Source organism: Actinoplanes sp. NPDC004185, assembly GCF_053603475.1.
The window spans coordinates 22,564-49,144 of sequence record NZ_JBSGFR010000028.1 but is presented as its reverse complement, the minus strand read 5'-3'; the positions used below and the strand labels follow the sequence as shown (position 1 = coordinate 49,144).

Sequence of the window (26,581 nt, the reverse complement as noted above, 5' to 3'; positions counted from 1 at the left end):
ACCGGCCGGCTCACCGCGCCGATTCGAAGGTCACCACCAGACGGGCACCCCGGGGCTCGGCCCGCTCGTAGCGGACCGAGCCCCGGTTGGCTTCCACCAGGTGCCGCACGATGAACAGGCCCAGCCCCGCGCCGCGCACGAACCGGTCGAAGAGCTGCGGCACCAGCACCTCGGGGATTCCCGCCCCGCGGTCCTGCACCACCAGCTCGATCGACTCACCGGCCGGGCCGGCGCTGATGACCAACGGCGGATCGCCGTACTTCAGGGCGTTGCCCAGCAGGTTGTGCACCACGTGCCAGAGGTGCTGGCGGTCGGCCAGCGCGGCCAGATCTTCGTCGATCTCGATTGCCACGTCGGCCGTGCACTTGAGCTCCGCCGCCACCGCGGTGACGACCTCCCGCACCGGCACCGGGGTGCGCCGCGCGGTGACCGCCCCGGTGTCCAGCCGGAACAGCAGCTGCAGGTCGTTCATCATCTTGACGAGCCGGCGGGTGTTCTTGTCGATCTTCGTGGTCAGCTCGAGGCGGGTGTCCTCGTCCAGCTCGGCCCAGTCGGCGCTGAGCAGCTCGGAGAGGCTCGCGATGGAGCTGATCGGCTGGGCCACGTCGTGGGTCAGCATCGAGGTCAGGTCGTTCTTGAAGGCCAGCGCCGCGGCCAGCCGTGCGTTCGATTCCCGCAGCTGCTCGTTGCTGCGTTCCAGCTCGCCGGCCCGCTCCCGGAGCTCGTCGGCGACCCGCTTGCGGTCCGTGATGTCGACGTAGGTGGCCACGTAGGCCCGGGGCCGCCCGTCGGCGTCGGGGATGGGCGCCATGGTGGCCAGCACCGGGATGTCCGTGCCGTCGGCGTGCCGGACCAGCCAGTCGCCGGTCCCGGCCGGCGGCAGCGGGGCCGGATCCGGGGCGAGCGGCTCACTGTGCCCGGTCAGCTCCCGCCAGCGCCGGTTGACGTCGATCACCCGGTGGTTGGCGTCGAGCACCATCACCGCCTCGTTCATCGACTGCAGCAGCGTGTCCGCGAACTCGCGGCGCTCGCGCAGCTCGGCGACCAGCTCCCGTTGCTGGCGGTCGGCGCCCTCCAGTGAGCGGACCAGGAAGCCGATCAGGGCCAGCACGGCGAGCGCGGCCAGGATCGCGCCGGTGCTGATCGCAGCTGCGGGCCGGCTGATCCCGGTGCGCACCGCCAGTGCGCTGATCAGCGCGGCGACCACCGGCACGGCGATGACCGCGGGCAGCGTGTGCCGGATCTTGGTGCCGGGTCCGGCGGCCGCGGCGGTACGCAACGGACCCGCTTCCGGCCGCGCGAGGATGGCTCCCAGTGCCAGCGTGAGCAGTGCGCCGGCGTCGTACGGCGTCATCACGCTGTCCGGCCCGCCGCCGTCCGGGAAGGTCGGCGCGAACATCCGCGGCACCAGCGCGACCAGAGCGATGATCGTGGCCCCGGCCAGCAGGGGATCGGCGATCCGGAACCGGGACTGCTCACCGGGCCGGCGGATCCGCACGTCGATGCCGGTCAGGGCCAGCCCGGTCAGCAGGGTGGCGACCGCCGCGGCCGGATGCCGGGCCAGCGCGGCGGCTCCCAGCAGAGCGGCCAGCCCGGCCAGGACGTACGCGGTGACGCGCGACACCGGCGTGGACCGGGTCGGCGCCAGCAGAAACAGAGCGAGCCCGGCGGCCAGCAGTGCGGCCGCCGGGCTCGACGTCAGGGTGTTCTCTCCGGCGGAAGAGGTGAGCAGGTTCAGGGCGCCGAAGACGGCCACCGCGACACCGGCGCACCCGGCGAGGATCCGGGACAGCCTGCCCACGTCGTGCGCCGCGATCTGCACCGGTGGAACCCCTCTAAATATGGGCGTTTCCGCCCAAGTGTGAGGGAGTGATCATATCGCGGCGGATGGGATCAAGTGGTCACGCCGAGTGAGACTGTCCGGCCCACTCGAAGCCGTCCTCGATGGTGACCTTGGCCGCGACCAGCACGAGCCGGTCGGCGTGCTTGTTGGCGTGGTGCCCGCAGAACACCAGCGAGCCGCCGCTGCTGAGGGCGATCTCGGCCTTGGCGGCCGCGCTGCAGCTGTCGCAGCGGTCGACCAGGGACGGGACGGTGACGATCTCGGGCGACAGCATGGTGGTCATCATCGCTCTCCTTGCTCGGTGGCGGTGCAGCGGTCCTGACAGCGGGTACTTCGGCCCGCCGGAGGGGCGCCTTAGCCCTCGGGACCTCGTCGGGGACCCTGCAACTGAGGCGCAACCGGCAAGGTCCCTGGTGACTCTGTCCCGTCGTCAACCTTTCCCTCAGACGCCACCGGCCATGCCCCGTCACACGGGTGAAGTCGTTCGCCTGTGGCTTAACGGGAGGGAACCCAGAATGACTCGCAACGACGGCCGGCGCCGCACCGCGCGCTTCGCGCTGACCGCCGGCATCGCCACCGCGGCCGCAGTGACCGGCGTCACTGGCACCGCACTCGCGGGTACGCCCACCGCACTGCCCACCGGCCCGATCCGCGTGGCGGCCACCGCGGACGCGATCGCCGGCAGCTACATCGTGGTGCTCAAGCCCGGTACGGCGGCGGCCGCCCAGGTCACTTCCGCCTCCCGGGCCCTCGTGAAGCGGTACGGCGGCAAGGTCCGCGCCAACTACCTCTCGGCCGTACGCGGCTTCCAGGCCACCATGACGGTCGCCGCGGCCCGCCGGCTCGCCGCGAACCCCGCCGTCGACTTCGTCGAGCAGGACGCCACCGTCCGGATGGCCGACACCCAGACCGCGCCGACGTGGGGCCTGGACCGCATCGACCAGCCCGCGCTCCCGCTGTCGAAGACCTACACCTACCGCTCCGCGGCCGCGGTGACCGCGTACGTGCTGGACACCGGCATCCGGACCAGCCACACCGAGTTCGGTGGCCGGGCGAGCCACGGCTGGGACTTCATCGACAAGGACGCCACCGCCCAGGACTGCAACGGGCACGGCACCCACGTGGCCGGCACGATCGGCGGCAGCACGTACGGCGTCGCGAAGGACGTCAAGCTGGTCGGCGTCCGGGTCCTGGACTGCACCGGGTCGGGCTCGTACTCGGCGATCATCGCCGGCGTCGACTGGGTGACCACGCACGCGCTCAAGCCGGCTGTGGCCAACATGAGCATCGGCGGCACGCTGAGCTCCGCGCTCAACGCCGCGGTCACCAAGTCCATCGCCTCCGGGGTCACCTATGCGGTGGCGGCCGGCAACGAGAACAGCAACGCCTGCAACTCCTCGCCGGCGGCCACGCCCAACGCGATCACGGTCGGCGCCACCGAGAGCACCGACGCACGGGCCTCGTTCTCCAACTTCGGCTCCTGCCTCGACATCTTCGCGCCGGGCGCGAAGATCACGTCCGCGGGTTACTCGGCGGACACCGGCACCCAGACGATGAGCGGCACCTCGATGGCGGCCCCGCACGTGGCGGGCGCGGCGGCTCTGGTGCTGGGCGCCGACCCGGCGGCCACGCCGGCCCAGGTGCTCACCGCCCTCACCACGAAGGCGTCGGTCGACAAGGTGACCTCGCCGGGCACGGGCTCGGTCAACAAGCTGCTCAACACGGCCTGGCTGAACACCACCGCGGGCACCCCGAGTCCCACGCCCACCACAGCCCCCACCACAACCGCCCCGACGACTGCCCCGACCACCGCGCCGACGACCGCCCCCACGACGACCGCCCCGGCCACGACCGCGCCGGTCGCGGCGTGCGGGCCGTTCACCATGGGGACCGACGTCCGGATCAGCCGGTTCGGCACCGCGTGGAGCAGCGCGGGCATCTCCGGCTGCACCGGCACCGCGTCGGCGACCTCCAGCGTGACGGTGACCGTCGTGCACGGCTACCGCGGTTCGCTCGTCGTCTCGCTGGTGAGCCCGCGCGGCACGAAGTACACGCTGAAGCAGGCCGACAAGACGGACACCGCGGCGAATCTGGCCCAGACCTACCCGATCAACCTGTCCGGTACGTCGCGCAACGGTACGTGGACGTTGCAGGTCAAGGACTCCTTCGGCACCACGACCGGAATCCTGGACAAGTGGAAGTTGACGCTCTGAAAGCTCGGAAAGCCGTACCGGTGTGCTGCCGCGCCGATAGCGTGTTTCGTGAGTAGAGCCAAGGAGGCCGCCATGACTGAGGCCACGCAGGAGCGCCCCACGGTCCTCGTCGTCGACGACGAGGAAGACCTGCGCGACATCATGCGCCGGATGCTCGAGCGCCGCGGCTTCGCCACCCTGGTGGCCGGCGACCGGGAGCAGGCCGTCGCGGTCTGCCAGGACCATCCCGGGGACATCGACGTGCTGGTCACCGATCTTAACCTGCCGGGCGACTCGGGCGGCGAGCTGGCCCGCACCGCGACGGGGCTCCGGCCCGACATGGGCGTGGTGTTCATCTCGGGCCTGCCCAAGGACATCGCCGTCACCAAGGGCCTGATCGGCTCGGACGCGTTGCTGGTCAAGAAGCCGTTCACCGCCGATCTGCTGCTCGAGGCCCTGCGCTCGATCCTCGACCGGAGACCACCGGCTGAGTGACGACCTGAACGAGAACGCCGCCGGAGCTGCTCCGGCGGCGTTCTCTGCGTTCCGGGGTCGGCTGAACGGTGGAGGTGCCGTCGGCCGCAAAGCCCTTCATCCGCTGGGGCTCCTGCCGCCAGAGGGTCCACTGTGGCGCGGCTCCTGGCCTGCACCCGTTCGCGATCCGAGCCGGCACCCGCCCGCGCCGAACCTGAATGTCAGACAGCAATTGTTTGACATACAGGGGGAACGACGTGACGGCCAGGCGCAGGACGATCGGAGTCGCACTGACGGGTGTGGTGGTGGCCGGCGCGGGTGTCGCGCTGACCGGTACGGCGAACGCCGCGACGACAACCGAGACGACGACCACCTACAGCACCGACGACGCCTACACGTCCAGCACCCGCCGGACGGCGAACTTCGGCTCGGCCGACAAGCTGGTGGTCGGCAAGGAGTCGGGGGAGACCCGGCTGTCCTATGTGAAGTTCACGCCCAAGATCGCCGCGGGTGCCACCGTCACCGCGGCCGAGCTGCGGCTGCCGGTCGAGAGCAAGCCGGTCGCCGCCACGCTCAACGTCTTCTCGGTGGCGAGCGGGTGGTCGGAGCAGAAGCTCACCGCGGCCAACGCGCCGGTCCTCGGCCCGCTGGTGGCCTCGATCAAGCCCAAGCTGACCGACACCGCTCTGCGCTTCGACGTCTCCAAAGTGGTCACCAAGCCCGGTACCTATTCGTTCGCGCTGAAGTCGGCGGCCATCGCCGGCGTCACCCGGCTGCGGGCCATCGAGTACGGCACCGCCACCGCCGGTGGCCCGGAGCTGGTCCTGACGGTCAAGCGGACCACGACCACGGCGACCAAGCCCACGACGCCGCCCACCACCACGCCGACGACCGTCCCGCCGACGACCGTTCCGCCGACCACCGTCCCGCCGACCACGACGGCGCCGACGACTACGCCGCCGACGACCGTCCCGCCGACCACCACGCCGCCGACCACCGTCCCGCCGACCACCACGGCGCCGGTCACCGTTCCGCCGACCGCGGCGCCGCCGGCGGAATGCGTCACCGGTGCGCTGCTGGTTCCGTCCTGCGGCGTGCTGTGGGGCGCCGCGGCCGGTGGGTTCACCGACGCCCCGCGCGACCAGGCCCTCAAGACCTGGGAGACGCTCACCGGCCGCACCGCGACGATCTTCCACCAGTACCACAAGGGCGACGAGCAGTTCCCGACCAAGGCCGAGATCGCCATGACCCAGGACCCGCAGCGCCCGCGGGTGCTGCTGCTGAACTGGAAGGTCGCCTACAACTCGACCTGGGCCAAGGTCGCCGCCGGCCAGCAGGACGCCCGGATCGACAAGTGGTCCGCGTACGTCAAGCAGAACTTCCAGCAGAAGTTCTTCCTGGCCCTGCACCACGAGCCGGAGAACGACGTGCAGACCACCGCCTCGTCAGGGATGACCGCCAAGGACTACGCCGCGATGTACCGGCACGTGATCACCCGGCTGCGGGCCAACGGCGTCACCAACGCCGTCAACGTGATCGCCTACATGGGCAACGAGAAGTGGATGGCCCAGTCCTGGTGGAAGGACCTCTACCCGGGCGACGCGTACGTCGACTGGGTCGGCCTGGACTCCTATGTCAGCGTGGAGAAGGGCTACTACCACTACGGCGACATGGGCGACATCCTCGACCGGCAGCCCACCGGTGGCGGCCCCGGCTGGTACGACTGGGCCGTGCAGAACCACCCCGGCAAGCCCATCATGGTGGCCGAGTGGGGCATGTACCACCGCCGCGCGACGATCACCGACAAGTCCGCCGCGTTCGCCTCGGTCGTCCCCGAACTGAAGGCCCATCCGGCCATCAAGGCCGTCGTCTACTTCGACACCGCCAGCGACGACGAGGGTGACCGCGACATCTCGGTGAACTCCATGCCGAGCAGCCTCACCGCGTTCCGGAAGGTCGCCGCCGACCCGATGTTCACGGTGACCATCGGCAAGTGACGCCGCTCAACCCGCTGCCGGGCCGGTCCGTTCGCGGGCCGGCCCGGTCGGCTGTCCGGGCCAGGGCACAGTCAGTTCGCCGCGGCGCCACCGCGCCGGGCCGGGCAGTACGGGCCACTGCTCGCGGAACTTCTCGACGGTGGCCCGCCACCGTTGCCGCGGACCGAACGGCGTGGCCGACGCGTCCCAGGCGGCGCCCAGGGTCCGCAGCAGGTCATGGATCGGGGAACCGGGCACGTTGTGGTGGATCAGGGCCTTGGGCAGGCGTTCGGCGAAGGTGGCCGGATGGTCCAGGTCGGACAGTCGCGCCGACAGGGTCAGCGTCTGCGGCCCGCCCGCGCCGACCACCACCCAGGTGGCGATCCGGCCCAGCTCGTCACAGGTTCCCTCGACCAGCAGGGCGCCGGTGGCCGTCATGGTGGCCCACGCGGCGGGCACCTCGTCCTGGTCGTACTGGCGCAGCACGTTGAACGCGCGGACCACCTGGGGGCGCAGGCCGGCCAGCTCGAAGCCGCCCCGGCGGAACTCCAGCAGTGGCGGGTCCGCCCACGGCTGGGCGTCGCTCACCCGTACCGGATCGATCTCGAGACCGACCACCGCGATGTCCGGGCGGACCGCCGCGGCCAGCCGGTCGCGCAGCTCGACCGCCGTGACCGGCGTCGCGCCGTAGCCCAGATCCACGACCAGCGGTGCGGCCGCGCGGGCCAGCAGCTCCCCGCAGCGGTACGCGACGAAGTTGTCCACCCGGCGCAGCCGGTTGGGGTTCGTGGTGCCCCGGGTGACCGTACCGACCGGCTTCATGGCGTCAGCTCTGCTCCCGGGCCACCTTGTGCTGGGCCGCCTGCGCGATCGGGCGCACCACGAGCCGGTCGACGTTGACGTGCTGCGGCCGGGTGGCGACCCAGGCGACGCAGTCGGCGATGTCCTCGGCGACCAGCGGCTCGCGCACGCCGGCGTAGATGGCGTCGACCTTGGCCGGGTCACCGAGGCGGTTGAGCGAGAACTCCTCGGTGCGCACCATGCCCGGGTCGATCTCGATGACCCGCACCGGACGGCCGGCGAGCTCCAGGCGCAGCGTGCCGACCAGCGCGTTCTGCGCGTGCTTGGCCGCCGTGTAACCGGCGCCGCCCTCGTAGACCGTGAAGGCCGCGGTCGAACCGACGGTCACCACCGTGCCCGCGCCACTGGCCTCCAGGGCCGGCAGCAGCGCCTTGGTGACCCGTAGCGTGCCGAGGACGTTCACCTCATACATCCACTGCCAGTCGGCGACCGAGCCGGCCTCGACCGGGTCCATCCCGCGCGCGCCGCCCGCGTTGTTGACCAGCAGCGCGACCGGCGCACCGAGCTCGCCTACCGCCGCGGCCAGCGCGTCCACGGAGGCGTCGGACGTGACGTCGCACACCACGGCAGTGGCGTCGGCGCCGATCTCGGCGACCAGCTTCTCCAGTCGGTCGGCCCGGCGTGCGGCGGCCACCACGTGGAAGCCCTCGGTGGCCAGCCGGCGGGCCGTGGCCTCGCCGATCCCGCTGGACGCCCCGGTGACGACGGCGATCTTCTTCTGCACCATCCTTTGATCCTGCCTCACCGCGGCGGGAGAGCTGGGTCACCCCCGGCCTCCTGGCGTTGGGTTGAGGGCCCGTGGATGGGGAAGATGAACGACGGCGTAACAGTTCCCCGTTACGTTCCACTGTTTCCGCGAAGGGACATGACGTGGCTGAGCTGCGGGCTGCAGGCCCCTGGCCGACCCCCCGGCGCATCGCCACTCTCTCCGTGCACACCTCGCCACTGGAGCAGCCGGGCACGGGTGACGCCGGTGGCATGAACGTGTACATCGTCGAGGTGTCCAAGCGGCTGGCCGAGCGGGACGTCGAGGTGGAGATCTTCACCCGCGCCACGTCGAGCGAGCTGCCGCCGGTCGTCGAGATGGCGCCGGGCGTGACTGTGCGCCATGTCACCGCCGGCCCGTTCGAGGGCCTGTCGAAGGAGGAGCTGCCGTCGCAGCTCTGCGCCTTCACCAACGGCGTGCTGCGGGCCGAGGCCGCGCGCCCGCCCGGCGCGTACGACCTGATCCACTCGCACTACTGGATGTCCGGGCAGGTCGGCTGGCTGGCCCGGGAGCGCTGGGGTGTCCCGCACGTGCACACCGCGCACACCCTGGCCAAGGTCAAGAACAGGTTCATCGCCGCCGGTGACCGCCCCGAGCCCAAGGCCCGGGTGATCGGCGAGGAGCAGGTCATCGCCGAGGCCGACCGGCTGGTGGCCAACACCCGCTTCGAGGCCCAGGATCTGGTCAGCTGTTACGACGCCGACCCGACCCGGCTCACCGTGGTGCAGCCGGGGGTGGACCTGGACCGTTTTCGACCCCGGTCCACCCGGGCGGCCGACCGCCGCCGGCTCGGCCTGCCCGAACGCGGGTACGTGGTGGCCTTCGTCGGCCGGATCCAGCCGCTCAAGGGCCCGGACGTGCTGATCAACGCGCTGGCCACGCCCGCCCTGCGCGACGAGGACGTGACCGTGGTGATCTGCGGTGGCCCCAGCGGCAGCGGCCTGGACCGGCCCACCGCCCTGATCGAGCTGGCCGCCTCCCTCGGCATCTCGCACAAGGTCCGCTTCGTGGCCCCGCAGACCGGCGAGGCCCTGGCCGCGCTGTACCGGGCGGCCGACCTGGTCGCCGTCCCCTCGCACAACGAGTCGTTCGGTCTGGTCGCGCTGGAGGCTCAGGCCTGCGGCACGCCGGTCGTCGCGGCGGCCGTGGGTGGCCTGGTCACGGCGGTCACCGACGGCGTGAGCGGGGTGCTGGTGGACGGGCACGATCCGGACGACTGGGGCCGGGTGCTGGCCGATCTGCTGCTGGCACCGGCCCGCCGGCTGCGGCTGTCGATCGGGGCGGTCCGGCACGCCACCAACTTCTCCTGGGACCGCACCGCGGACGGGCTGCTGCGGGTCTACCGCGAGGCGGTGACCGAGCACCGTGCGCTGATCGAGGCCCGCCTGGCAGGCTCGTTCTCATGGTGACCGAGATCGGCGCGCTGATCGAGCGGGTCTGCGCGGAACGCGAGCTGGAGTGCGAATCCACCGGCGACGCCTCGTGGGTGGTGACGCTGCCCGGCACCCACAAGCTCAAGACGGCCTGCAACCTCATCGTGGGGGAGCACGCCCTGCGCATCGAGGCCTTCGTGATGCGCCACCCGGACGAGCGGAGCGAGGAGCTCTGGGCCTGGCTGCTGCGCCGCAACGCCCGCATGTACGGCGTGAGCTTCTCGATCGACGCGGCCGGCGACGTCTACCTGACCGGCCGGGTGACGCTGAAGGGCCTGGACGAGGACGAGCTGGACCGGCTGCTGGGCGCGGTGCTGACGTACGCCGACGAGTCCTTCGACTCGATGCTGGAGATCGGCTTCGGCTCGTCCATCAAGCGCGAGTGGGAGTGGCGGGTCAAGCGCGGTGAGTCGCTGGCCAACCTCCAGGCCTTCGCCCACCTCGCCGACAAGGAGACCCCCGGGTAACCTGAACCGGTAACTGTTAAGAGCGTTACCAGTTGGGGGACCGGGTGCCGACCGGGCGCAAGTGGTGGACCGACGCGGCCGGTGGACTGCCGGCGACGTACTGGTATCTCTGGACCGGTCTGCTGATCAACCGGGTCGGCGGCTTCGCCGTGCTGTTCCTGAGCCTGTATCTCACCGCGCAGCGCGGAGCGTGCCCGGCCCTGGCCGGCCTCATCGTCGGCGGGTACGGCATCGGCGGCGTCGCCGGCACCCTGCTCGGCGGCGTGCTCACCGACCGCTGGGGCCGCCGCTCCACGCTGCTGGCCTCGCACTTCGCCACCGCCGCCCTGCTGGTCGCCCTGGCGGTCAGCACGGATCTGCGGCTCGTGGCCGGGCTGGGTCTGCTGCTCGGCGTGGCCCAGTCGATGCCCGGCCCGGCGTTCGTCGCGGCGATCATCGACGTGGTGCCCGCCGAGCGCCGCTCCCGGGCGTTCAACCTGCAGTTCTGGGCCTTCAATCTGGGCCTGGCCGGGGCGTCGCTGCTGGCCGGGTTGCTGGCCGAGTGGAGCTATCTGGGCCTGTTCCTGATCGATGCGGCGTCGACCGGGCTCACCGGCGTACTCATCGCCTGGAAGGTCCCGGAGACGCTCATCCGGCGGCCGCCGACGGCCGCGACGACCGGCGCGGGGATGCGCACGGTCCTGGCCGACCGGATCTTCCTGGTCTTCGTCGGCCTGACCCTGCTGCAGGCGCTGCTCTATGCCCAGACGAGCACGATCGTGCCGCTGGCGATGAGCGACGACGGGCTCAGCCCGTCGAGCTACGGACTGGTCACGGCGCTGGGCGGGACGCTGATCGTGGTGGGCCAGCTGTTCGTGCCCCGGCTGATCGACCGGCACCGCAAGGACCGGGTGCTGGCGACGGCGGTGGCGGTGATGGCGGTGGGTTTCGCGACGCTGACGTTCGCCGACCGCCTCGGCGGCTACCTGGCGGCGGCGGCGATCTGGACGGTCGGGTCGATGCTGGCCGCCCCGCCGAACGCCGAGATCAATGCGGAGTTGGCCCCGGGCGAACTGCGCGGACGCTACCAGGCGGTCTTCTTTCTCACCTTCCCGGCGGCGGCCTTCCTGGCGCCGGCGCTGGGCGGGGTGAGCCTGCAAGCCTTCGGCCCGGCGCACTGGCTGATTGTCGCCGCAGTGGGCGTCGTGGCCGCGATCCTGCATCTGGCGGCGGGCCCGAGCCGGGAGCGAAGAGTGAATGCCGTGGGGGTAACGGCGCCGGCGGCGGCGGGCGACACCCATCCCCATAGGCGTCGCCCGCACTAACCGCCGGTCTCGGGTAACGCCGTCCCCCAACGGCTGATGCCACCCGTCCCCGAACGCCGATCCGCGGCGGGCCCGAAAGCCCGACCCGTTCCCCGAACTGACGGCTCGGCGTCCATCGACCACGCTAGTTGGGCCGGTCAAGGGCCACAAGCGGGTTGGCTGTCTGCCATCTGTCTGAACCGTCACACCTGGCAACTTCACCCTCACGGATGATGCCCGCCTCGGTCGTCCGGCTGTCAACCGCTGGCCGTCCGCCGTCGGTCCCTACTTCTTCGAGGCCTTCTTCCGGGCCCCGGCCGTCTCGATTTTGATGAGCCGCTGCACGAGCTCCGGCTTCTTCAGCTCGCCGGTGCCCTTGACCCCGTGCCCCCGCAGCCGCCGGCGCAGAGCATCGACCTTCATCGCGGCGATGGCGCTCTCGCTGACGTCCGGGGTGTTGGGGGTGTCGTTGCCCGAGGTCGGGTTCTTGCCCTTCGTCGCCTTGGCCGTGTTGGTCGCCTTGGCCGAGCCCGTCGCCTTGGCCGTGCTCGTCTTCCTGGCCGTGCTCGTCTTGCCGGCCGAGCTCGCCTTGCCGGCCGAGGGGCTCTTCTTGGTCGCGGCGACCTCGGCCTTGATGAGCTTCTTGACCAGCTCGGGCTTCTTGAGCTCGGCGGTGTCCTTGACCCCGTGACCGCGCAGCTTGCGACGCAGGCCGTCGACCTTCATCGCGGCGATGGCGCTCTCACTGACGTCCGGGGTGTTGGGGGTGTCGTTGCCCGAGGTGGGATTCTTGCTGCTGCCCCGGGTGCTCTTCTTGGCCGAGGGGCTCTTCTTGGTCGCGGCGACCTCAGCCTTGATGAGCTTCTTGACCAGCTCGGGCTTCTTGAGCTCGGCGGTGTCCTTGACCCCGTGACCGCGCAGCTTGCGACGCAGATCGTCGACCTTCATCGCGGCGATGGCGCTCTCGCTGACCTGGGGGGTGTTCGGCGTGTCGTTGTGCTTGGTCGGATTCTTGGCGGACTTGGTGGCAGCCACGCTGTTCCAGCCTTTCTCTCGGGACATCGGGGGGTGACGTCTGCCGACTACTGCTACCCCGTGAGCGCTCGGCGGACACAGAAAGCCCCGAACCGGCTCAGCGGAGGTGCGTGGCCGCCGAACAGGGGGGCGAGAACCCACTCGGCCGACTCCAGGAGCATCGATGGCTCAACCCGCCTCCATCCTCGCCGCGGACTCCACCCTGCAGCGCACCGCGCTCGCCCTGCTGCTGGAGAAGCGCATCGTCGCCACGGTCCGCGCCCGGACCGGCGTCGTCGTCGCCGTGAACGACCAGTTCTGCGCGCTGGTCGGCCGGTCGGCCGAGGACGTGGTCGGGGCCGGGCTGGGCAAACTGTGGCGCTCTCCCGGCCCGGTGATCGACCGGATGCTCGGCGCCGCCCGGACCGGTGAGTACCCGGAACAGGTGATCGAGGTTCTCGACGACTCGGACGCGCACCGGTGGCTGCGGCTCAACTGCCGGCCGGTCGAGCCCGCCTCCGATGCCCCGGAGCCGCCGGAGGGCCGGCTGCTCCTGGTCACCGCCTACGACATCACCGAGGACAGGCGGCAGCTGGCCGAGCTCACGGGCAAGTACGCGGCCATCGACCGGGCCCAGGCCGTGATCGAGTTCAACCTCGACGGCATCATCCTCAGCGCCAACGAGAACTTCCTCGCGCTGACCGGCTACGCCCTCGACGACCTGGTGGGTCAGCACCACCGGATGCTGTGCGAGCCGCGGTACGCCGAGAGCGCCGAATACCAGCGTCTCTGGGAACGGCTGCGGGTCGGTGAGGTGGAGAGCGGCGAGTACAAGCGGATCGGCCGCGGCGGGCGGGAGGTGTGGATCCGGGCCACCTACAACCCGATCCTCGACCTGGACGGACGGGCGTACAAGATCGTCAAGTACGCCATGGACGTCACCGGGACCCGGCTGCGCAACGCCGAGTACGAGGGCAAGGTGGCCGCGATCGACCGGGCCCAGGCGGTGGTGGAGTTCGACCTGCAGGGCACGATCCTGGACGCCAACCGCAACTTCCTCGATCTGATGGGCTACTCCCGGGACGAGGTGGTCGGTCAGCACCACCGGGTCTTCGTCGAGCAGGAAGAAGCGACGACCCCCGCCTACCAGGCGTTCTGGGAGAAGCTGAGCCGTGGCGAGTTCTTCTCCGGTGAGTACAAGCGGATCACCAAGGGCGGCGCGGAGGTCTGGCTGCGGGCGACCTACAACCCGATCCTGGATCTGGACGGGCGGCCGGTCAAGGTGGTCAAGTACGCCACCGACGTCACCGAGGACAAGCTGCGCAACGCCGAGTACCAGGGCAAGGACATGGCCATCAACCGGGCGCAGGCGGTCATCGAGTTCGACCTCGAGGGCCACATCCTGCTGGCGAACGAGAATTTCCAGCGCACCCTCGGCTACTCGGCGCGCGAGCTGGTGGGCCAGCACCACAGCATGCTCTGTGACGGCGAGTACGTGACGTCGGCCGAGTACCGCGACTTCTGGCTGCGGCTGCGCAAGGGCGAGTACCTCAGCGGCCGGTTCCACCGGGTGGGCAAGTTCGGGCGGGACGTGTGGATCCAGGCCACCTACAACCCGATCTACAACATGCGCGGTGAGCCGTACAAGGTGGTCAAGTACGCCCACGACATCACCGACCAGGTGCAGCTGGAGCAGCTGCTGTCGGCCAAGACCCGGGAGATGAGCGACTCGATCAACGCGCTCACCGGGTCGATCGACGAGATCACCGTCAGCGCCCAGCAGGCCAGCAAGCTCGCCGGCGAGACCCAGCAGAACGCCCAGGAGGGCTACGAGGAGCTGCGCAAGTCCATCGAGGCGATCGACCTGATCGAGAAGTCGTCGGACCAGATCGCCGCGATCGTCAACGTCATCGGCGAGATCGCCGGCCAGACGAACCTGCTCGCGTTCAACGCCTCGATCGAGGCCGCCCGGGCCGGTGAGCACGGGGTCGGCTTCTCCGTGGTGGCCGGTGAGGTGCGCCGGCTCGCGGAGCGGTCTTCCGAGGCGGCCCGGGAGATCACCCGGCTGATCACCGAGTCGACCAGCCGGGTCGGCCAGGGCGCCACGGTGTCGCACCGGGCCCAGGACGCGTTCGGGCAGATCCTCAAGAGCGTGGCCTCGACCAGCGAGTCCATCACGCAGATCGCCGCCTCGACCCAGCGTCAGCAGACCGCGTCGCGCTCTGTGCACGATCTGATCAATGACCTGATCGGCACCGATGCCGCGATGGCGCCCGAGGGATCGCGGCGCTGAGCCATGACGACCGATGCACTGTTCGGGGTGTTCCGCGCGGGTGACCTGCGGGTGGCGCTGCCGCTCGACGAACTGCGCGAGGTCATCGTGCGGCCGCCGCGGTTCAGCCCGCTGCCCGCCGCGGCGGCCGGCCTGCTGGGTGCGGTCAACCTGCGGCACGTGGTGATCCCGGTGCTGGATCTGTGCCGGCTGGCCGGGCATGCCGACGGCAACCCCGACGGCACGGTGATCGTCATCGTGGTCGTCGGCGATCAGCTCTTCGGACTGCTCGCCGACGAGATCGAGGGCGTCACCCGGGTGAGCTCCGGCGCGTTGCTGGAGACCACGGTGGCCGGGGACGGCCCCGCGCTGCTCTCGCACACCTTCGAGCGACCGGAGGACGGCGAGGTGGTGTCACTGCTGGACGCCGGGGCCATCGCCCGGCTGCCGGGCATCCCGATCGTGCGCGACGCCGGTCCGCGGGGCGTGGTGATCGGGACCGGCGGGGAGCCCGCCGATGACTCCCGGCGCACGGTGCTGCTGCTGGGCTGCGGCTCGATCGGCTTGTGCATCGAGGTGGGCCACGTGCACTCGGTGATCCCGCGATTGACGGTGCACCCGTCGCCGCTGGGAGGCGCCAACTGCCGTGGTGTGGTGCACCTGCAGGACACCGCGGTCCCGGTGGTCGACCCGCTGCGGCTGTTCGGGCTGGGCAGCGTGCCCGACGAGGGGAACCTGCGGGGTCTGGTCCTGGCGATGCCCCGGGGCCTCGTGGTGCTGATGGTCTCCGACATCGCGGACATCATCACCGTCCCGGCCGGCGACGTGCTGCCGTTGCCCGCGGTCGGGATGCACAAGGGCGGCTTCCTCACCGGGGTGCTGCGGACGGAGCCGGGCGGTCAGCATCTGGTGCTGGACGGTGCGGCGCTGCGCGCGGACGCGGAACTGGATGCGCTGGGCAGCCTGGGCGTGCCGCTGAAGGGGCGTACGAAGCAGGCCCCGCCGCCCACCGTGAGCCGGCCGGAGACGGAGAGCCCGGACGGTCGCCGGGTCGTCCCGAGCGTGCGGAAGTTCCTCACCTACAGCGTGGGCCGGGAGGCCGCGACGCCACTGCACCAGATCACCGAGATCCTGCCCTATCCGGAGGACATCATCCCGCTGGACAGCGGCGGGGCGCTGCTGGGCATCTTCACTCATCGGCGGCTGTCGGTGCCGTTGCTGTCCCTGCCCACCCTGCTCGGCCTGGCGGGCCGGCCGGACCCGGCCACGGCCCGGGTGCTGCTGGTGGACACGCCGAGCGGGGAGCTGGTGGGCTTCGTGGTCCCCGGGTTGCACGCGATCGAGGAATCGGTGTGGGAGGAGCCTGCCCGCGACGATTCCGGTGCACCGGGTGCGGTGTTCCAGCACGGCCCACTGGTCAAGATCGGCACAGAGGAGGCGGGCCGGTTGCTCCCGCACGTCGACCTGAAGGAGCTGGTGGCGGCCGAGCTGGTGAGCCACTAGTGCCGGCCCGCGTCACCCACTAGTCGCGGGCCGGAACGCCGACCGTCTCCGCGGCGACAGAGGGCGGCGTGGCGTTCTCGTCCGGCAGGCCCTCGCCCGCGGACGCCGGTGGCGCCACCGGCTGCGACACCGCGGAGACCGCACTGTCCTGTTGCAGCGCGGCCACCCTGCGTTCCCGCGCCGGGCCCGACGCGAGCTGCCCCGCCGCCACCACGATCCCGATCCCGGCGCAGCCCAGCCACAGCACCGTGCTGCCCAGGTGCTGCTGCACCACGCCGCCCACGATCGGCGCCAGGGCCGATCCGGCCGACCAGGACAGCGAGTTCACTCCCTGGTAGCGCCCGCGCAGCGCGGCCGGCGAGAGCTCCGCGATCAGCGCCGAGTTCGACGGTGCCTGCAGCATCTCGCCCAGGGTCCAGATCACCACCGACACGGCATACAGCGCCACGGTGCCGGCGAAGGCGTTCAGGCCGAACCCCACGCCCAGGATCAGGGTGGCCAGAGCCAGCACGCGGGTGCGGTTGTGGCCGTCGATCAGCTTCGGGACGAAGAGCTGGCCGGCCACGATCATCAGGCCGTTGATGGCGATGACCCAGCCGAACGTGGCCGGGCTCAGGCCGTCGGCGCTCATCGCGATCGGCAGCGTCGACAGGTGCTGCATGACCACCAGCACGACGAAGAAGTTGAGCAGCAGGAAGCCGACGAACACCCGGTCGCGGAAAACCGTGCCCAGGCCGGGGCCGCCGCGGGTCCGGACCGCCCCGGCCGGCCGCGCGGTGCGGGCGGGCCTGGTCTCGGCCAGGAAGATCAGGCTGATCACGGCGGTCACGAGGGCGGTGCCCGCGTCGACGATGAACAGCAGCAGGTAGTCGAACTGGGCGGCGAATCCCGCCAGGACGGCCGCGCAGGCGAAGCCCAGGTTGATCGCCCAGTAGTTGAGCGAGTAGGCCCGGATCCGGTCCCGGTCGGGCACGACGTCGATCATCATGGCCTGGAACGCCGGGCGGACCCCCTCGGCGAAGACGCCCAGCAGCAGAGCCCCGGCGGCCAGCTGCCAGAAGCCCTCGGCGAAACCCAGCGCGAGCAGCAGGGCGGCCGTGCCGAACTGGGCGGTGAGCAACGTCGGGCGCCGGCCCCAGCGGTCGGTCAGCACGCCGCCGGTCATGGTGCCGACGGCGCCGCCCACCCCGTACGCGCCCAGCACCAGGCCGGCCTGGCTCTGGCTGAAGTGCAGCGCCTGGGTGAGGTAGATGGCCAGGTAGATCACCACGAAGGCGCCCAGCCGGTTGATCAGGGTGCCGGTCCAGAGGAACCAGAACTGTCGCGGCAGACCGCCCGTTGCCTGCTGTAACCACCCGCGCACGCTGACCCCCGTAAGCACCGGAACACCCCTACAGCCTTACAACCTAGTGATCGGGACCCGGCGGCGCAGCCGGGTTTCCACGTGGTGGTCGCCACTGAGGGTCGGCGCACGCGCCCGTCGGGGCTGCGGCAGGATGGAGGGCATGACTGTGGGGACCCTTGTGCTGCTGCGGCACGGCGAGAGTGAGTGGAACGCCAAGAACCTGTTCACCGGCTGGGTCGACGTCGACCTCACGGCCAAGGGTGAGCAGGAGGCCCGGCGGGGCGGCGAGCTGTTGAAGGAGCACGGCCTGCTGCCCGACGTCGTGCACACCAGCCTGCTGCGCCGCGCGATCCGCACCAACGAGATCGCGCTGCACGCCGCGGACCGGCAATGGATCCAGGTGCGGCGCTCGTGGCGGCTCAACGAGCGCCACTACGGCGCCCTGCAGGGCAAGGACAAGAAGCAGACCAAGGAGCAGTACGGCGAGGAGCAGTTCATGCTCTGGCGCCGCTCGTACGACACCCCGCCGCCGCCGATCGACGACAGCGACGAGTATTCGCAGTTCGCCGACCCGCGCTACGCCCAGCTGCCGCCGGAGCTCAAGCCCCGCTCCGAGTGCCTCAAGGACGTCCTCCTGCGCGCCCTGCCGTACTGGTACGACGCGGTCGTGCCGGACCTGCTGACCGGCAAGACCGTGCTGGTCACCGCGCACGGCAACTCGCTTCGCGCCATCGTCAAGCACCTCGACCAGATCTCCGACGAGGCGATCGCCGGGCTGAACATCCCGACCGGCATCCCGCTGCGCTACGACCTGGACGAGAACCTCCGCCCGGTCACCGCCGGCGGCGCCTACCTCGACCCCGAGGTCGCCAAGGAGGCCGCCGCGGCGGTCGCCAACCAGGGCCGCTGACCTCCCGTCGGTCGACAGCGGAAAGGCCGGGCCGCCCCCGTGGCGTCCCGGCCTCTTCGCGTCCGTGCGTCAGTTCTGGACGGGCTTGCCGGTGATCAGGTAGATCATCTGCTCGCCGGCGTTCACCGCGTGGTCGGCGTACCGCTCGTAGAAGCGCCCCAGCAGCGCGCCGTCGATCGCGGTCTCCGCCCCGTACGGCCAGTCGTCGTGCAGCAGGACCTTGAACAGGTCGCGTTCGAGGTCGTCCATCGCGTCGTCGTCCTTCTCCAGCTCGGCCGCCAGGTCGGCGTCGGGGCTGGCCAGGACCGTGGTGATCTTGTCGGCCATCCGGTCGGCGACCTCGGCCATCTGCCGGAAGACCGGCCGCAGCTCGGCCGGCACGGCCGGTGACGGGTGCCGGCGCAGGGCGGTCTTGGCCACGTGCTCGGCCAGGTCGCCCATCCGCTCCAGGTCGGCCGAGATGTGCAGGGCGGTGATGACCATCCGCAGGTCGGACGCGACCGGCGCCTGCCGGGCGATGGTGTCCGCCACCTTGGCCTCGACCTGGCGGTAGATGTCGTCGACCTCCGCGTCGCGCGCCACCACCGCGTCGGCGGCCTCCCGGTCGGCCTTGAGCAGGGCGGTGGTCGCCTTGCGCATCGCGGCGCGGACCGATTCCGCCATGGTCACCAGCAGGCGACTGACCTCGGTGAGGTCGGCCTGAAACTCCTCGCGCATGATTTTCGTCCCGGGGTTCGGGGCTGCCGGCGAACCGGTGGCAGCCGGGTTGAGCTGGACTCGCGGGGCCCAGGCTAGGCGGGCGCGGCGGCCTGAACATGAACGGCGGTGAACGACGCCGGGCCTGGTGGTGAACATTGTTCGAAGCGCGCCGGTTTTGTCCGGTTAGCCGTACGGTCCAGGTAAACAATGACCCTACGATCGCAGCGTGGATCCGGTGTTCGGCACAGCCCTCGTTCTCGTCGCCCTCGCCATCGGCGGGGTGGCCGGGTTCCTGCTGTCCCGGCGCAGCCGGACCGGGCCGCCGGTCACCGCGGCCCGCAAGAAGCCGGCCGCGGCCCGGTCGACCGAGGGGGGACGAAAGATCGACATCGACGAGGAGCGCCTCGGCAAGCACGGCATGAAGGGCCTCGGCCGCAAGAGCCTGGACTCGCTGCGCGTCGGCGTGGTGGTGCTCGACGCCGAGGACGAGCCGGTGCTGGTCAACCCGGCCGCGCGGGCCATGGGGCTGCTGCGCTCCGGTGGTGCTCCCGGGACCATCGCGGCCCATCCGATCCTGCGTACCCTGGCCGGCCAGGTCCGCCGCACCGGCGTGCGCCGCGAGGTCGAGCTCGACCTGCCGCGCGGCCGCGCCGGCGGGGCCCAGGCCCCGCTGGGGCTGCACCTGCGCGCGGTGGCCCTCAATTCCACGCACGTCGCGGTCGAGGCGGCGGACGTGACCGAGTCGCACCGGCTGGCCCGGGTCCGCCGGGACTTCGTCGCGAACGTCAGCCACGAGCTCAAGACCCCGATCGGCGCGCTGCAACTGCTCGCCGAGGCCCTGCTCGACGCGACCGAGCTGGCCGATCGCTCCGAGGATCTGATCGCGGCCCGGCGGTTCGCCGAGCGCATCCATCACGAGTCCGCCCGGATGGGCCGGCTCGTCAACGAACTGCTCGAACTGACCCGGCTGCAGGGCGCCGAACCGTTGCCCGCCCCGGAGCCGGTCGCCCTGGACTGGGTGATCGCCGAGGTCGTCGACCGCACCCGCACCACGGCGTCGGCGAAGCACATCGAGGTCGTCTACACCGGTCCCAAGGGCGCGACCGTGTACGGCAGCGACAGCCAGGTGGCCACCGCGGTCACCAACCTCGTCGAGAACGCGATCGCCTACTCGGGCGAGGACACCCAGGTCGCCCTGACCATGCGCCAGGACGACGACTGGATCGAGATCGACGTCACCGACCAGGGCATCGGCATCGCCCCGCACGACGTCGACCGGATCTTCGAACGCTTCTACCGGGCCGACCAGGCCCGGTCCCGCTCGACCGGTGGCACGGGCCTGGGCCTGGCCATCGTCAAGCACATCGCCACCAACCACGGCGGCCGCGTCGAGGTGTCCAGCACACTGGGTGGTGGCTCGACGTTCACCCTGCGCCTACCGGCGCGCCCCCCGGAAGCCCCTTTGCCGTTACCGGCGGCGATTGAGATCGAGTCCGGCCCGGCCGGGCTCCCTTCGGCCTGACCAGGCCGCCCTTCAAGGAAGGAACCCCCATTGGCTCGCGTGCTCGTGGTCGAGGATGAGGAGTCGTTCTCCGACGCCCTGTCGTACATGCTGCGCAAGGAGGGCTTCGAGGTGTCGGTCGCGGCGACCGGGACCTCGGCGCTGACGCAGTTCGACCGGACCGGCGCCGACATCGTCCTGCTCGACCTCATGCTGCCCGAGATGTCCGGCACCGAGGTGTGCCGGCAGCTGCGACAGCGTTCCGCCGTACCGATCATCATGGTGACGGCCCGGGACAGTGAGATCGACAAGGTGGTCGGGCTGGAGATCGGTGCCGACGACTACGTCACCAAGCCGTACTCGCCCCGCGAGCTCGTCGCCCGGATCCGCGCGGTCCTGCGCCGGCAGGGCGCGGAGGCGGCCGAGGTGACGACGCCGACGCTGGCGGCCGGCCCGGTCCGGATGGACGTGGAACGGCACGTGGTGACGGTGGACGGCTCGTCGGTGCAGCTGCCGCTGAAGGAGTTCGAGCTGCTGGAGCTGTTGCTGCGCAACGCCGGCCGGGTGCTGACCCGGGGCCAGCTGATCGACCGGGTCTGGGGGGCCGACTACGTGGGCGACACCAAGACGCTGGACGTGCACGTGAAGCGGCTGCGGTCGAAGGTCGAGCCGGAGCCCTCGGCACCGCGGTTCATCGTCACGGTCCGGGGTCTGGGGTACAAATTCGAGCCGTAGGCCGGTGGCACGAACGTGCGATGTGGAGGGCTGTGACCAGCCGATAGCTTCGGGTCACCACGGCGAGCGAGCACGCGACGCCGGGCCCGAACAGAGGTTGCCTCCATGAGCGCTTTCCGCCTTGCCCCGCGCCGTACCGCCGTGCTGCTGGCCGTGGCCGGCCTGGCCGCCGCGTCGATCACCGCCTGCGACGACGGTGCCGGTCCGACGTCCGGCGCCGCGCCGGCCGCCCAGGCGACCGCCGACGCCGGCGGAAAGACCGCGGCCGGTGGAAAGACCGCGGCCGGCGGAAAGACGGTCTCCGCGGCCGCCCTGTGCGGCTACCTCAAGGAGAACGTCGCCGAGTGGAAAGCGGTCGGCAGTGAGGTCGGCGCGATGGCCCAGATGACCATCGGCATCTTCGACTTCTACGACGCCAACGGGGCCGTCCCGCAGGGCGCCGAGATCGACGAGAAGTCGAAGGCCGAGTGCCCGGACGTGCGCGACGAGGCGTTGAAGGCCGCGGGCATCCAGTCCTTCACCGCACTGTGAGACGGGCGCCGGCCTGGCGGGGCCGGCGCCCGGCGCTGTCACGGGGTGACGGCGATGTTCGTCAGGCCGCTGGTCGCCCCGGTGACCGTGTTCGAGGCGTGGACCACGTTCAGGTTGCCCGCACACTTGGACGTCGACGTCACGTTGATCGCCCACTTGCCGGCGCCGCCCAGGTCACTGCGGTTGTCACGCCAGACGTTGCCGCAGCCGGAGCCCGCGGTCGGGTTGTGCGTCTCGTAGCCGTTCGCGAAGACACCCGGGGCGCTGAACGTGCCGGTGTTGCTCTCGATCAGGTAGTTGCTGCCCTTCACGTCCAGCCAGGAGTCGGCCGAGTTCTGGCCGGCGATACCCTGCCCGTTCCAGATGTTGCCGCGGATCACGCCGCCGACCGTGCCCTCCTTCACGTCCAGGTGCTCGGCCGCCACGTCCGGGCCGACCCGGTTGTTCAACACCTGGATCCGGTCCGAGGCGTCGATGCCGCCGGTGTTGCCGTAACAGGACCAGTTCGAGGTGGCCGAGCCCAGGTAGATGCCCTCGCCGTACTGGGGCTGGGCGGTGCCGGTGCGCTCGATCCGGGAGTCGCGGATGACGCCGTCCGCCGACGAGCGCCGGAAGTGCACGCCCTCGTCGCCGATGTCGTGCACGAAGACGCCGTCGATCGTGACGTGCGGGGAGGCGTCGATCATGATGCCCTTGGCCGCGCCGGTCACCGTGAAACCGCTGAGCGTCCAGTGCGCGGCCCCGTACAGCCAGAAGCCGTAGCCGGGGTCGAAGCCGGCGGCCGGCACCGAGCAGCCCGGGTTGGTCCCCGATGATTCGGGATTGGTCAGGATCGCCGTGGCCGGGCCGGTCAGGGTGATCGGTGCGGCGGCCGTGCCGGCCACGCGGCCGAGGAACGCGCCGCGGTAGGTGCCGGGCGCCAGCCGGATCGTCTGACCCGGCCGGGCGGCGGCCAGAGCGGCACTGAGCTGGTCAGCGGTGCTGACGTCAACGACCGGACCGGTCGCCGGCGGGGTCGTGGCCGGCGGCGCGGTGGGCGGTGCGGTGGTCGGCGCGGTGCCGCCGGCGCAGGGTGCGCCGTTGATCGTGCACCCCACGGGTACGCCCAGAGCAGCCACGTTGAAGCCGAAGCTGACCGTGGCACCAGGCGCGACCGTGCCGTTCCACGAGGCGTCGGTGAACCGGTGGTGGTTGCCGGTGCTGGTCCGCACCGAACTCCACGAGCTGGTCACCGTGGTGCCGGCCGGCGGGTCGAACTCCACGGACCAGCCGGTCACGGTCGCATCGCCGGTGCCGCCCGCCACGAGGACAAGAGCGCAGACGAGCAGGGGAAGTCGGAGGGACATTCAGTTAGTTAAATTAACTGATGGACTTCCGTCAATGGTCAGCTCGCCTGTGGCGGGGTGGCCGGCTCGCGTCCGCCGCGCTTCTTCGGCGCCCGGGCCGCCTCCGCGGCGACCGTCGCCGGGTGCGGCGCGACCAGCTTGGACTGCAGCCGGATGTCGCAGAGCCGGGCCAGCTCGTCGTACGCCTCCTGGCCGATCAGCGCGATCAGCTCGGGCGCGTACGACTTGTACATCGGCTCGGTGCCGACGTGCGCGTCCGGTGAGGACGTGCACCACCAGTCCAGGTCGTGTCCGCCGGGGCCCCAGCCGCGCCGGTCGAACTCGGTGAGCGTGGACAGCAGGTACTTCGTGCCGTCGGGCCGCTTCGTCCAGTCCTGCTCGCGGCGCACCGGCAGCTGCCAGCAGACGTCCGGCTTGTAGGTCAGCGGGTGCACCCCGTCGCGCAGAGCCTGGGCGTGCAGCGCGCAGCCACCGCCACCGGCGAAGTCGGCGTCGTTGAGGAACACGCACGGCCCGTCCTTGGACTGGGTCGCCGTCCGGCGGGCCGGCTTCTCGCCGTCGAGGGTGTCCATCACGGTGTAGTTCTTGAAACCGCGCCGGTAGTGCTGCCAGGTCTCGGGCGTCAGCTTGGCCGCGGCGTTCTTGGTGCGGGCCTCGTCGTCGGCGTCGGTGAAGAACGCCCCGTGCGAGCAGCAGCCGTCCTGGGCCCGGCCGGCCACGATGCCGTGGCAGGCGGAACCGAAGACACAGGTCCAACGGGACAGCAGCCAGGTCAGGTCGGCCCGGACCACGTGCTGGTCATCGGCGGGGTCGGTGAACTCGAGCCATTCCCGGGGGAAGTCGAGGGGAACTTCGCGGGCACGGGCGGCGGCCGCCTCGTCCATCACGATGCGTATCTGGGTGCGGCGACTCACCTGCGACAGCGTACGCGTGCGGGTGGTGAACCCCCGTGCGGCGGAGCGTTTCGCCCGCTTATATCCAGACTGAGAACTGGCGGGTGTGCCGGACGGGTCTACCCTTGAGCGGTGACTTCCCGTGTCCCCGTACTCCTGTCCAGCTCCTCCGTCTTCCCCGAGCCGACCGCTGCCGCGTTCGAGATGGCGGCGACGGTGGGCTACGACGGTGTCGAGGTCATGGTGTGGACGGACGCCGTCAGCCAGGACGCCGGCGCACTGCAGGGCCTCGCCGAGCACTACGAGGTCCCGGTGCTGTCGGTGCACGCGCCCTGCCTGCTGGTGACCCAGCGGGTGTGGAGCCCGGACCCCTGGGAGCGGCTCGACCGGGCCGCCCAGCTCGCCGAGACCCTGGGCGCGCCGACCGTGGTCGTGCACCCGCCGTTCACCTGGCAGCGTGACTACGCCCGCAACTTCGCCGGCGGCCTGGCCGAGCTCCAGGTGCGCCATCCGGACATCACGTTCGCGATCGAGAACATGTATCCCGTCCGGATGGCCGGGCGCACCTTCGTGCCGTACGTGCCGGGCTGGGATCCGACCGAGGCCGGCTACGACGCGTACACGCTGGACCTGTCGCACGCCGCCGCCTCGCGGACGGACTCGATGGAGCTGGCCGACCGGATGGGCAAGGGCCTCAAGCACGTGCACCTGGGCGACGGCACCGGCGAGGGCCGCGACGAGCATCTGGTGCCGGGGCGGGGCAATCAGCCGTGCGCCGAGCTGCTGCAGTCGCTGGCCGGGCGCGGCTTCCAGGGCTCGGTGGCGCTCGAGGTCTCCACCCGCAAGGTGACCAGCCGGGCGGTCCGCGAGGCCGATCTGCGCGAGTCGCTCGCCTTCGCCCGGCACCACCTGGCGCCCGCGGCGACGGCGACCCCGGCCGCTACGCGGGGGTGAGCGTCGCGGCGCGCTTGCGGGCCCGGTGCGCGGCCACGTGCGAGCGGGTCGCGCAGCGTTCCGAGCAGAAGCGCCGGCAGTTGTTCGACGACGTGTCGAGATAGACGTTGCCGCAGCGCTCGTCGGCGCAGATGCCGAAGCGGGCGCTGCCGTACTCGCAGAGCCAGACCGACAGGCCCCAGACCGCGCCGGCCAGGTATTCCGCGCTGACCGAGGCGCCCCGGCTGGTGACGTGCATGTGCCAGTCGGAGGCGTCGTGCCCGGAGATGCGCGGCTGCACCGGGTACGCCTCCAGCAGCGCGTTCAGCTCGGTGACGGCGTCGGCGTCGCGCCCGGTGGTGCCGTACTCGAACACGTCGCGCAGCCGGCGCTGGGCCCGGCGGAAGACCCCGAGGTCCTTCTCGCCCACCTCGTCCCGCATCCAGGCCTGGTCCGCGCTGAACAGTGCCCGGAGACCATCGAGGTCGGCGAGCCCGGCGTTCACCAGCTCGACGGCCGTCCGCGCGTACGCATCGAAGTTCACCCGACAACCGTAGCCGCACGGTGGAGCATTAAGACAGCTCTACCGCGACCCGTACGAGAGCGGGCGATACGCTCGGCGCATGCTCCGTTCCGTCTTTCTCGCCGCCGCCGGGTCGTCCCGGATGGAGCGGCTGATCTCCTCCGCCCCGGTCAGCAAGGGGGTCGTCCGCCGTTTCGTGGCCGGCGCCGGTGTCGACGACGCCCTGCGCGCGAGCCGGGAGCTCGCCGACGACGGCCTCGCGATCAGCCTGGACTATCTGGGCGAGGACACGCTGACGGCCGAGCAGGCGACCGCCACCCGCGATCAGTATCTGACCCTGCTGGGCCGGCTCAGCGGCGCCGGCCTGACCCCGGCGGCCGAGGTCAGCGTCAAGCTGTCCGCGCTGGGGCAGAAGGTCGACGACCGGATGGCGTTCGGCTACGCGCAGGAGATCTGTGCCGCGGCGGCCGCGGCGGGCACCACGGTGACGCTCGACGCCGAGGACCACACCACCACCGATTCGACCCTGGAGATCCTCGCCGAGCTCCGCAAGGACCACCCGGGCACGGGAGCGGTCCTGCAGGCGTACCTGCGCCGGACCGAGGGCGACTGCCGGGAGCTGGCCACCACCGGCTCGCGGGTGCGGCTCTGCAAGGGCGCGTACGCGGAGCCCGAGTCGGTCGCCTACCAGTCCGCCCTCGACGTGGACAAGGCGTACGTGCGCTGCCTCAACATCCTGATGTCGGGCGACGGCTACCCGATGATCGCCACCCACGACCCCCGGCTGATCGCCATCGCCGAGGACCGGGCCCGCTGGTTCGACCGCTCGGCCGACGAGTTCGAGTTCCAGATGCTCTACGGCGTACGCCCGGAGGAGCAGGCCCGGCTGGCCGCCGCCGGCCACACCGTGCGCGTCTACGTGCCCTACGGCGACCAGTGGTACGGCTACCTGATGCGCCGCCTGGCCGAGCGCCCGGCCAACGTGGCATTCTTCGGCCGCGCTCTGACCAGCAAGAAGTAAGTCACCTTTCGGGGGAGAACACGCCACACGGGGCGTGTCGGCTTGACTTTTTGTGGTTAT

At 71.2% G+C, this 26,581-nt stretch carries 24 protein-coding genes; 14 read left to right on the top strand and 10 right to left on the bottom strand.

The window, feature by feature from the left end:
• Positions 1-10 precede the first annotated feature (10 nt).
• Both ACWEOZ_RS26890 and ACWEOZ_RS26885 read right to left on the bottom strand, forming a co-directional pair.
• On the bottom strand, positions 11-1,822 hold the full coding sequence (locus ACWEOZ_RS26890) for a PAS domain-containing sensor histidine kinase (RefSeq protein WP_451913445.1): 1,812 nt from the start codon (positions 1,820-1,822) through the stop codon (positions 11-13).
• A gap of 79 nt (positions 1,823-1,901) precedes the next feature.
• The gene (locus ACWEOZ_RS26885) at positions 1,902-2,126 is read right to left on the bottom strand and encodes a DUF7455 domain-containing protein (RefSeq protein ID WP_451913444.1); all 225 of its coding nucleotides are present in this window, start codon (positions 2,124-2,126) and stop codon (positions 1,902-1,904) included.
• A gap of 232 nt (positions 2,127-2,358) precedes the next feature.
• On the opposite strand from ACWEOZ_RS26885, the gene ACWEOZ_RS26880 reads away from it, so the two are divergent.
• From ACWEOZ_RS26880 to ACWEOZ_RS26870, 3 genes are all read left to right on the top strand, one after another.
• Positions 2,359-4,056: a S8 family serine peptidase gene (locus tag ACWEOZ_RS26880; RefSeq protein WP_451913443.1), complete on the top strand. Its 1,698-nt coding sequence runs from the start codon at positions 2,359-2,361 to the stop codon at positions 4,054-4,056.
• A gap of 72 nt (positions 4,057-4,128) precedes the next feature.
• Positions 4,129-4,530, top strand: a complete 402-nt coding sequence (locus ACWEOZ_RS26875; protein WP_451913442.1) for a response regulator — start codon at positions 4,129-4,131, stop codon at positions 4,528-4,530.
• 236 nt (positions 4,531-4,766) lie between these two features.
• Complete coding sequence (locus ACWEOZ_RS26870) at positions 4,767-6,506, top strand: DNRLRE domain-containing protein (protein ID WP_451913441.1); 1,740 nt, start codon at positions 4,767-4,769, stop codon at positions 6,504-6,506.
• 6 nt (positions 6,507-6,512) lie between these two features.
• On the opposite strand, the gene ACWEOZ_RS26865 is transcribed toward ACWEOZ_RS26870, so the two are convergent.
• Positions 6,513-7,307: a class I SAM-dependent methyltransferase gene (locus ACWEOZ_RS26865; protein WP_451913440.1), complete on the bottom strand. Its 795-nt coding sequence runs from the start codon at positions 7,305-7,307 to the stop codon at positions 6,513-6,515.
• Between the two features lie 4 nt (positions 7,308-7,311).
• Positions 7,312-8,073: an SDR family oxidoreductase gene (locus tag ACWEOZ_RS26860; protein WP_451913439.1), complete on the bottom strand. Its 762-nt coding sequence runs from the start codon at positions 8,071-8,073 to the stop codon at positions 7,312-7,314.
• Between the two features lie 143 nt (positions 8,074-8,216).
• Between ACWEOZ_RS26860 and mshA the strand changes: the two genes are divergently transcribed.
• The 3 genes from mshA to ACWEOZ_RS26845 are packed head-to-tail and all read left to right on the top strand — an operon-like array spanning position 8,217 to position 11,316.
• On the top strand, positions 8,217-9,521 hold the full coding sequence (mshA, locus tag ACWEOZ_RS26855; RefSeq protein WP_451913438.1) for a D-inositol-3-phosphate glycosyltransferase: 1,305 nt from the start codon (positions 8,217-8,219) through the stop codon (positions 9,519-9,521).
• Positions 9,515-10,012, top strand: a complete 498-nt coding sequence (locus ACWEOZ_RS26850; RefSeq protein WP_451913437.1) for a YbjN domain-containing protein — start codon at positions 9,515-9,517, stop codon at positions 10,010-10,012. Before mshA ends, ACWEOZ_RS26850 begins: the two co-directional genes overlap by 7 nt.
• 32 nt (positions 10,013-10,044) lie before the next feature.
• Positions 10,045-11,316: an MFS transporter gene (locus ACWEOZ_RS26845; RefSeq protein WP_451913436.1), complete on the top strand. Its 1,272-nt coding sequence runs from the start codon at positions 10,045-10,047 to the stop codon at positions 11,314-11,316.
• Between the two features lie 264 nt (positions 11,317-11,580).
• Here the strand turns inward: ACWEOZ_RS26845 and ACWEOZ_RS26840 are convergent, their stop codons facing one another.
• Positions 11,581-12,357 carry a hypothetical protein gene (locus ACWEOZ_RS26840; protein ID WP_451913435.1) on the bottom strand — a complete coding sequence of 259 codons (777 nt, stop codon included), beginning with the start codon at positions 12,355-12,357 and terminating at the stop codon, positions 11,581-11,583.
• A 136-nt stretch (positions 12,358-12,493) separates the two neighbouring features.
• Between ACWEOZ_RS26840 and ACWEOZ_RS26835 the strand changes: the two genes are divergently transcribed.
• Together ACWEOZ_RS26835 and ACWEOZ_RS26830 are read left to right on the top strand one after the other, a co-directional pair.
• Positions 12,494-14,602, top strand: a complete 2,109-nt coding sequence (locus ACWEOZ_RS26835) for a methyl-accepting chemotaxis protein (RefSeq protein WP_451913434.1) — start codon at positions 12,494-12,496, stop codon at positions 14,600-14,602.
• Positions 14,603-14,605: 3 nt separating this feature from the next.
• The gene (locus ACWEOZ_RS26830) at positions 14,606-16,084 is read left to right on the top strand and encodes a chemotaxis protein CheW (RefSeq protein ID WP_451913433.1); all 1,479 of its coding nucleotides are present in this window, start codon (positions 14,606-14,608) and stop codon (positions 16,082-16,084) included.
• Between the two features lie 19 nt (positions 16,085-16,103).
• Here the strand turns inward: ACWEOZ_RS26830 and ACWEOZ_RS26825 are convergent, their stop codons facing one another.
• Positions 16,104-17,447 (bottom strand): MDR family MFS transporter, encoded by a 1,344-nt coding sequence (locus tag ACWEOZ_RS26825; RefSeq protein WP_451913432.1) that lies wholly within the window; start codon positions 17,445-17,447, stop codon positions 16,104-16,106.
• A gap of 133 nt (positions 17,448-17,580) precedes the next feature.
• Here ACWEOZ_RS26825 and ACWEOZ_RS26820 point away from each other — a divergent pair, with 133 nt between their 5' ends.
• On the top strand, positions 17,581-18,339 hold the full coding sequence (locus ACWEOZ_RS26820) for a phosphoglyceromutase (protein WP_451913431.1): 759 nt from the start codon (positions 17,581-17,583) through the stop codon (positions 18,337-18,339).
• Between the two features lie 69 nt (positions 18,340-18,408).
• Here ACWEOZ_RS26820 and phoU read toward each other — a convergent pair whose 3' ends face one another.
• Positions 18,409-19,056: a phosphate signaling complex protein PhoU gene (gene phoU, locus ACWEOZ_RS26815; RefSeq protein WP_451913430.1), complete on the bottom strand. Its 648-nt coding sequence runs from the start codon at positions 19,054-19,056 to the stop codon at positions 18,409-18,411.
• Positions 19,057-19,264: 208 nt separating this feature from the next.
• On the opposite strand from phoU, the gene ACWEOZ_RS26810 reads away from it, so the two are divergent.
• The 3 genes from ACWEOZ_RS26810 to ACWEOZ_RS26800 all read left to right on the top strand — a co-directional run bounded on the left by ACWEOZ_RS26810 (position 19,265) and on the right by ACWEOZ_RS26800 (position 21,805).
• Positions 19,265-20,560 carry a sensor histidine kinase gene (locus tag ACWEOZ_RS26810; RefSeq protein ID WP_451913429.1) on the top strand — a complete coding sequence of 432 codons (1,296 nt, stop codon included), beginning with the start codon at positions 19,265-19,267 and terminating at the stop codon, positions 20,558-20,560.
• Between the two features lie 30 nt (positions 20,561-20,590).
• Positions 20,591-21,274, top strand: coding sequence for a response regulator transcription factor (locus ACWEOZ_RS26805; protein ID WP_212986497.1), 684 nt, complete (start codon positions 20,591-20,593; stop codon positions 21,272-21,274).
• Between the two features lie 105 nt (positions 21,275-21,379).
• Positions 21,380-21,805 carry a hypothetical protein gene (locus tag ACWEOZ_RS26800; RefSeq protein ID WP_451913428.1) on the top strand — a complete coding sequence of 142 codons (426 nt, stop codon included), beginning with the start codon at positions 21,380-21,382 and terminating at the stop codon, positions 21,803-21,805.
• A 38-nt stretch (positions 21,806-21,843) separates the two neighbouring features.
• On the opposite strand, the gene ACWEOZ_RS26795 is transcribed toward ACWEOZ_RS26800, so the two are convergent.
• The gene (locus ACWEOZ_RS26795; RefSeq protein ID WP_451913427.1) at positions 21,844-23,151 is read right to left on the bottom strand and encodes a cellulose binding domain-containing protein; all 1,308 of its coding nucleotides are present in this window, start codon (positions 23,149-23,151) and stop codon (positions 21,844-21,846) included.
• Between the two features lie 38 nt (positions 23,152-23,189).
• Complete coding sequence (locus ACWEOZ_RS26790; protein ID WP_451913518.1) at positions 23,190-24,035, bottom strand: hypothetical protein; 846 nt, start codon at positions 24,033-24,035, stop codon at positions 23,190-23,192.
• A gap of 141 nt (positions 24,036-24,176) precedes the next feature.
• On the opposite strand from ACWEOZ_RS26790, the gene ACWEOZ_RS26785 reads away from it, so the two are divergent.
• Positions 24,177-24,998, top strand: a complete 822-nt coding sequence (locus ACWEOZ_RS26785; RefSeq protein WP_451913426.1) for a sugar phosphate isomerase/epimerase family protein — start codon at positions 24,177-24,179, stop codon at positions 24,996-24,998.
• Here the strand turns inward: ACWEOZ_RS26785 and ACWEOZ_RS26780 are convergent.
• Positions 24,985-25,521, bottom strand: coding sequence for a CGNR zinc finger domain-containing protein (locus ACWEOZ_RS26780; RefSeq protein WP_451913425.1), 537 nt, complete (start codon positions 25,519-25,521; stop codon positions 24,985-24,987). The genes ACWEOZ_RS26785 and ACWEOZ_RS26780 overlap by 14 nt on opposite strands.
• 79 nt (positions 25,522-25,600) lie before the next feature.
• Here ACWEOZ_RS26780 and ACWEOZ_RS26775 point away from each other — a divergent pair, with 79 nt between their 5' ends.
• Positions 25,601-26,521: a proline dehydrogenase family protein gene (locus tag ACWEOZ_RS26775; protein ID WP_212986492.1), complete on the top strand. Its 921-nt coding sequence runs from the start codon at positions 25,601-25,603 to the stop codon at positions 26,519-26,521.
• Positions 26,522-26,581 lie beyond the last annotated feature (60 nt).

Excerpts from the sequence above, each read along its gene's own strand:
- ACWEOZ_RS26840 (WP_451913435.1), bottom strand. The coding sequence starts at position 12,357 with ATGTCCCGAGAGAAAGGCTGGAACAGCGTGGCTGCCACCAAGTCCGCC.
- ACWEOZ_RS26865 (WP_451913440.1), bottom strand. The coding sequence starts at position 7,307 with ATGAAGCCGGTCGGTACGGTCACCCGGGGCACCACGAACCCCAACCGG.
- ACWEOZ_RS26880 (WP_451913443.1), top strand. The coding sequence starts at position 2,359 with ATGACTCGCAACGACGGCCGGCGCCGCACCGCGCGCTTCGCGCTGACC.
- ACWEOZ_RS26820 (WP_451913431.1), top strand. The coding sequence starts at position 17,581 with ATGGAGGGCATGACTGTGGGGACCCTTGTGCTGCTGCGGCACGGCGAG.
- ACWEOZ_RS26830 (WP_451913433.1), top strand. The coding sequence starts at position 14,606 with ATGACGACCGATGCACTGTTCGGGGTGTTCCGCGCGGGTGACCTGCGG.
- phoU (WP_451913430.1), bottom strand. The coding sequence starts at position 19,056 with ATGCGCGAGGAGTTTCAGGCCGACCTCACCGAGGTCAGTCGCCTGCTG.
- ACWEOZ_RS26850 (WP_451913437.1), top strand. The coding sequence starts at position 9,515 with ATGGTGACCGAGATCGGCGCGCTGATCGAGCGGGTCTGCGCGGAACGC.
- ACWEOZ_RS26885 (WP_451913444.1), bottom strand. The coding sequence starts at position 2,126 with ATGACCACCATGCTGTCGCCCGAGATCGTCACCGTCCCGTCCCTGGTC.
- ACWEOZ_RS26800 (WP_451913428.1), top strand. The coding sequence starts at position 21,380 with ATGAGCGCTTTCCGCCTTGCCCCGCGCCGTACCGCCGTGCTGCTGGCC.
- ACWEOZ_RS26775 (WP_212986492.1), top strand. The coding sequence starts at position 25,601 with ATGCTCCGTTCCGTCTTTCTCGCCGCCGCCGGGTCGTCCCGGATGGAG.
- ACWEOZ_RS26795 (WP_451913427.1), bottom strand. The coding sequence starts at position 23,151 with ATGTCCCTCCGACTTCCCCTGCTCGTCTGCGCTCTTGTCCTCGTGGCG.
- ACWEOZ_RS26835 (WP_451913434.1), top strand. The coding sequence starts at position 12,494 with ATGGCTCAACCCGCCTCCATCCTCGCCGCGGACTCCACCCTGCAGCGC.
- ACWEOZ_RS26790 (WP_451913518.1), bottom strand. The coding sequence starts at position 24,035 with ATGGACGAGGCGGCCGCCGCCCGTGCCCGCGAAGTTCCCCTCGACTTC.
- ACWEOZ_RS26875 (WP_451913442.1), top strand. The coding sequence starts at position 4,129 with ATGACTGAGGCCACGCAGGAGCGCCCCACGGTCCTCGTCGTCGACGAC.
- ACWEOZ_RS26860 (WP_451913439.1), bottom strand. The coding sequence starts at position 8,073 with ATGGTGCAGAAGAAGATCGCCGTCGTCACCGGGGCGTCCAGCGGGATC.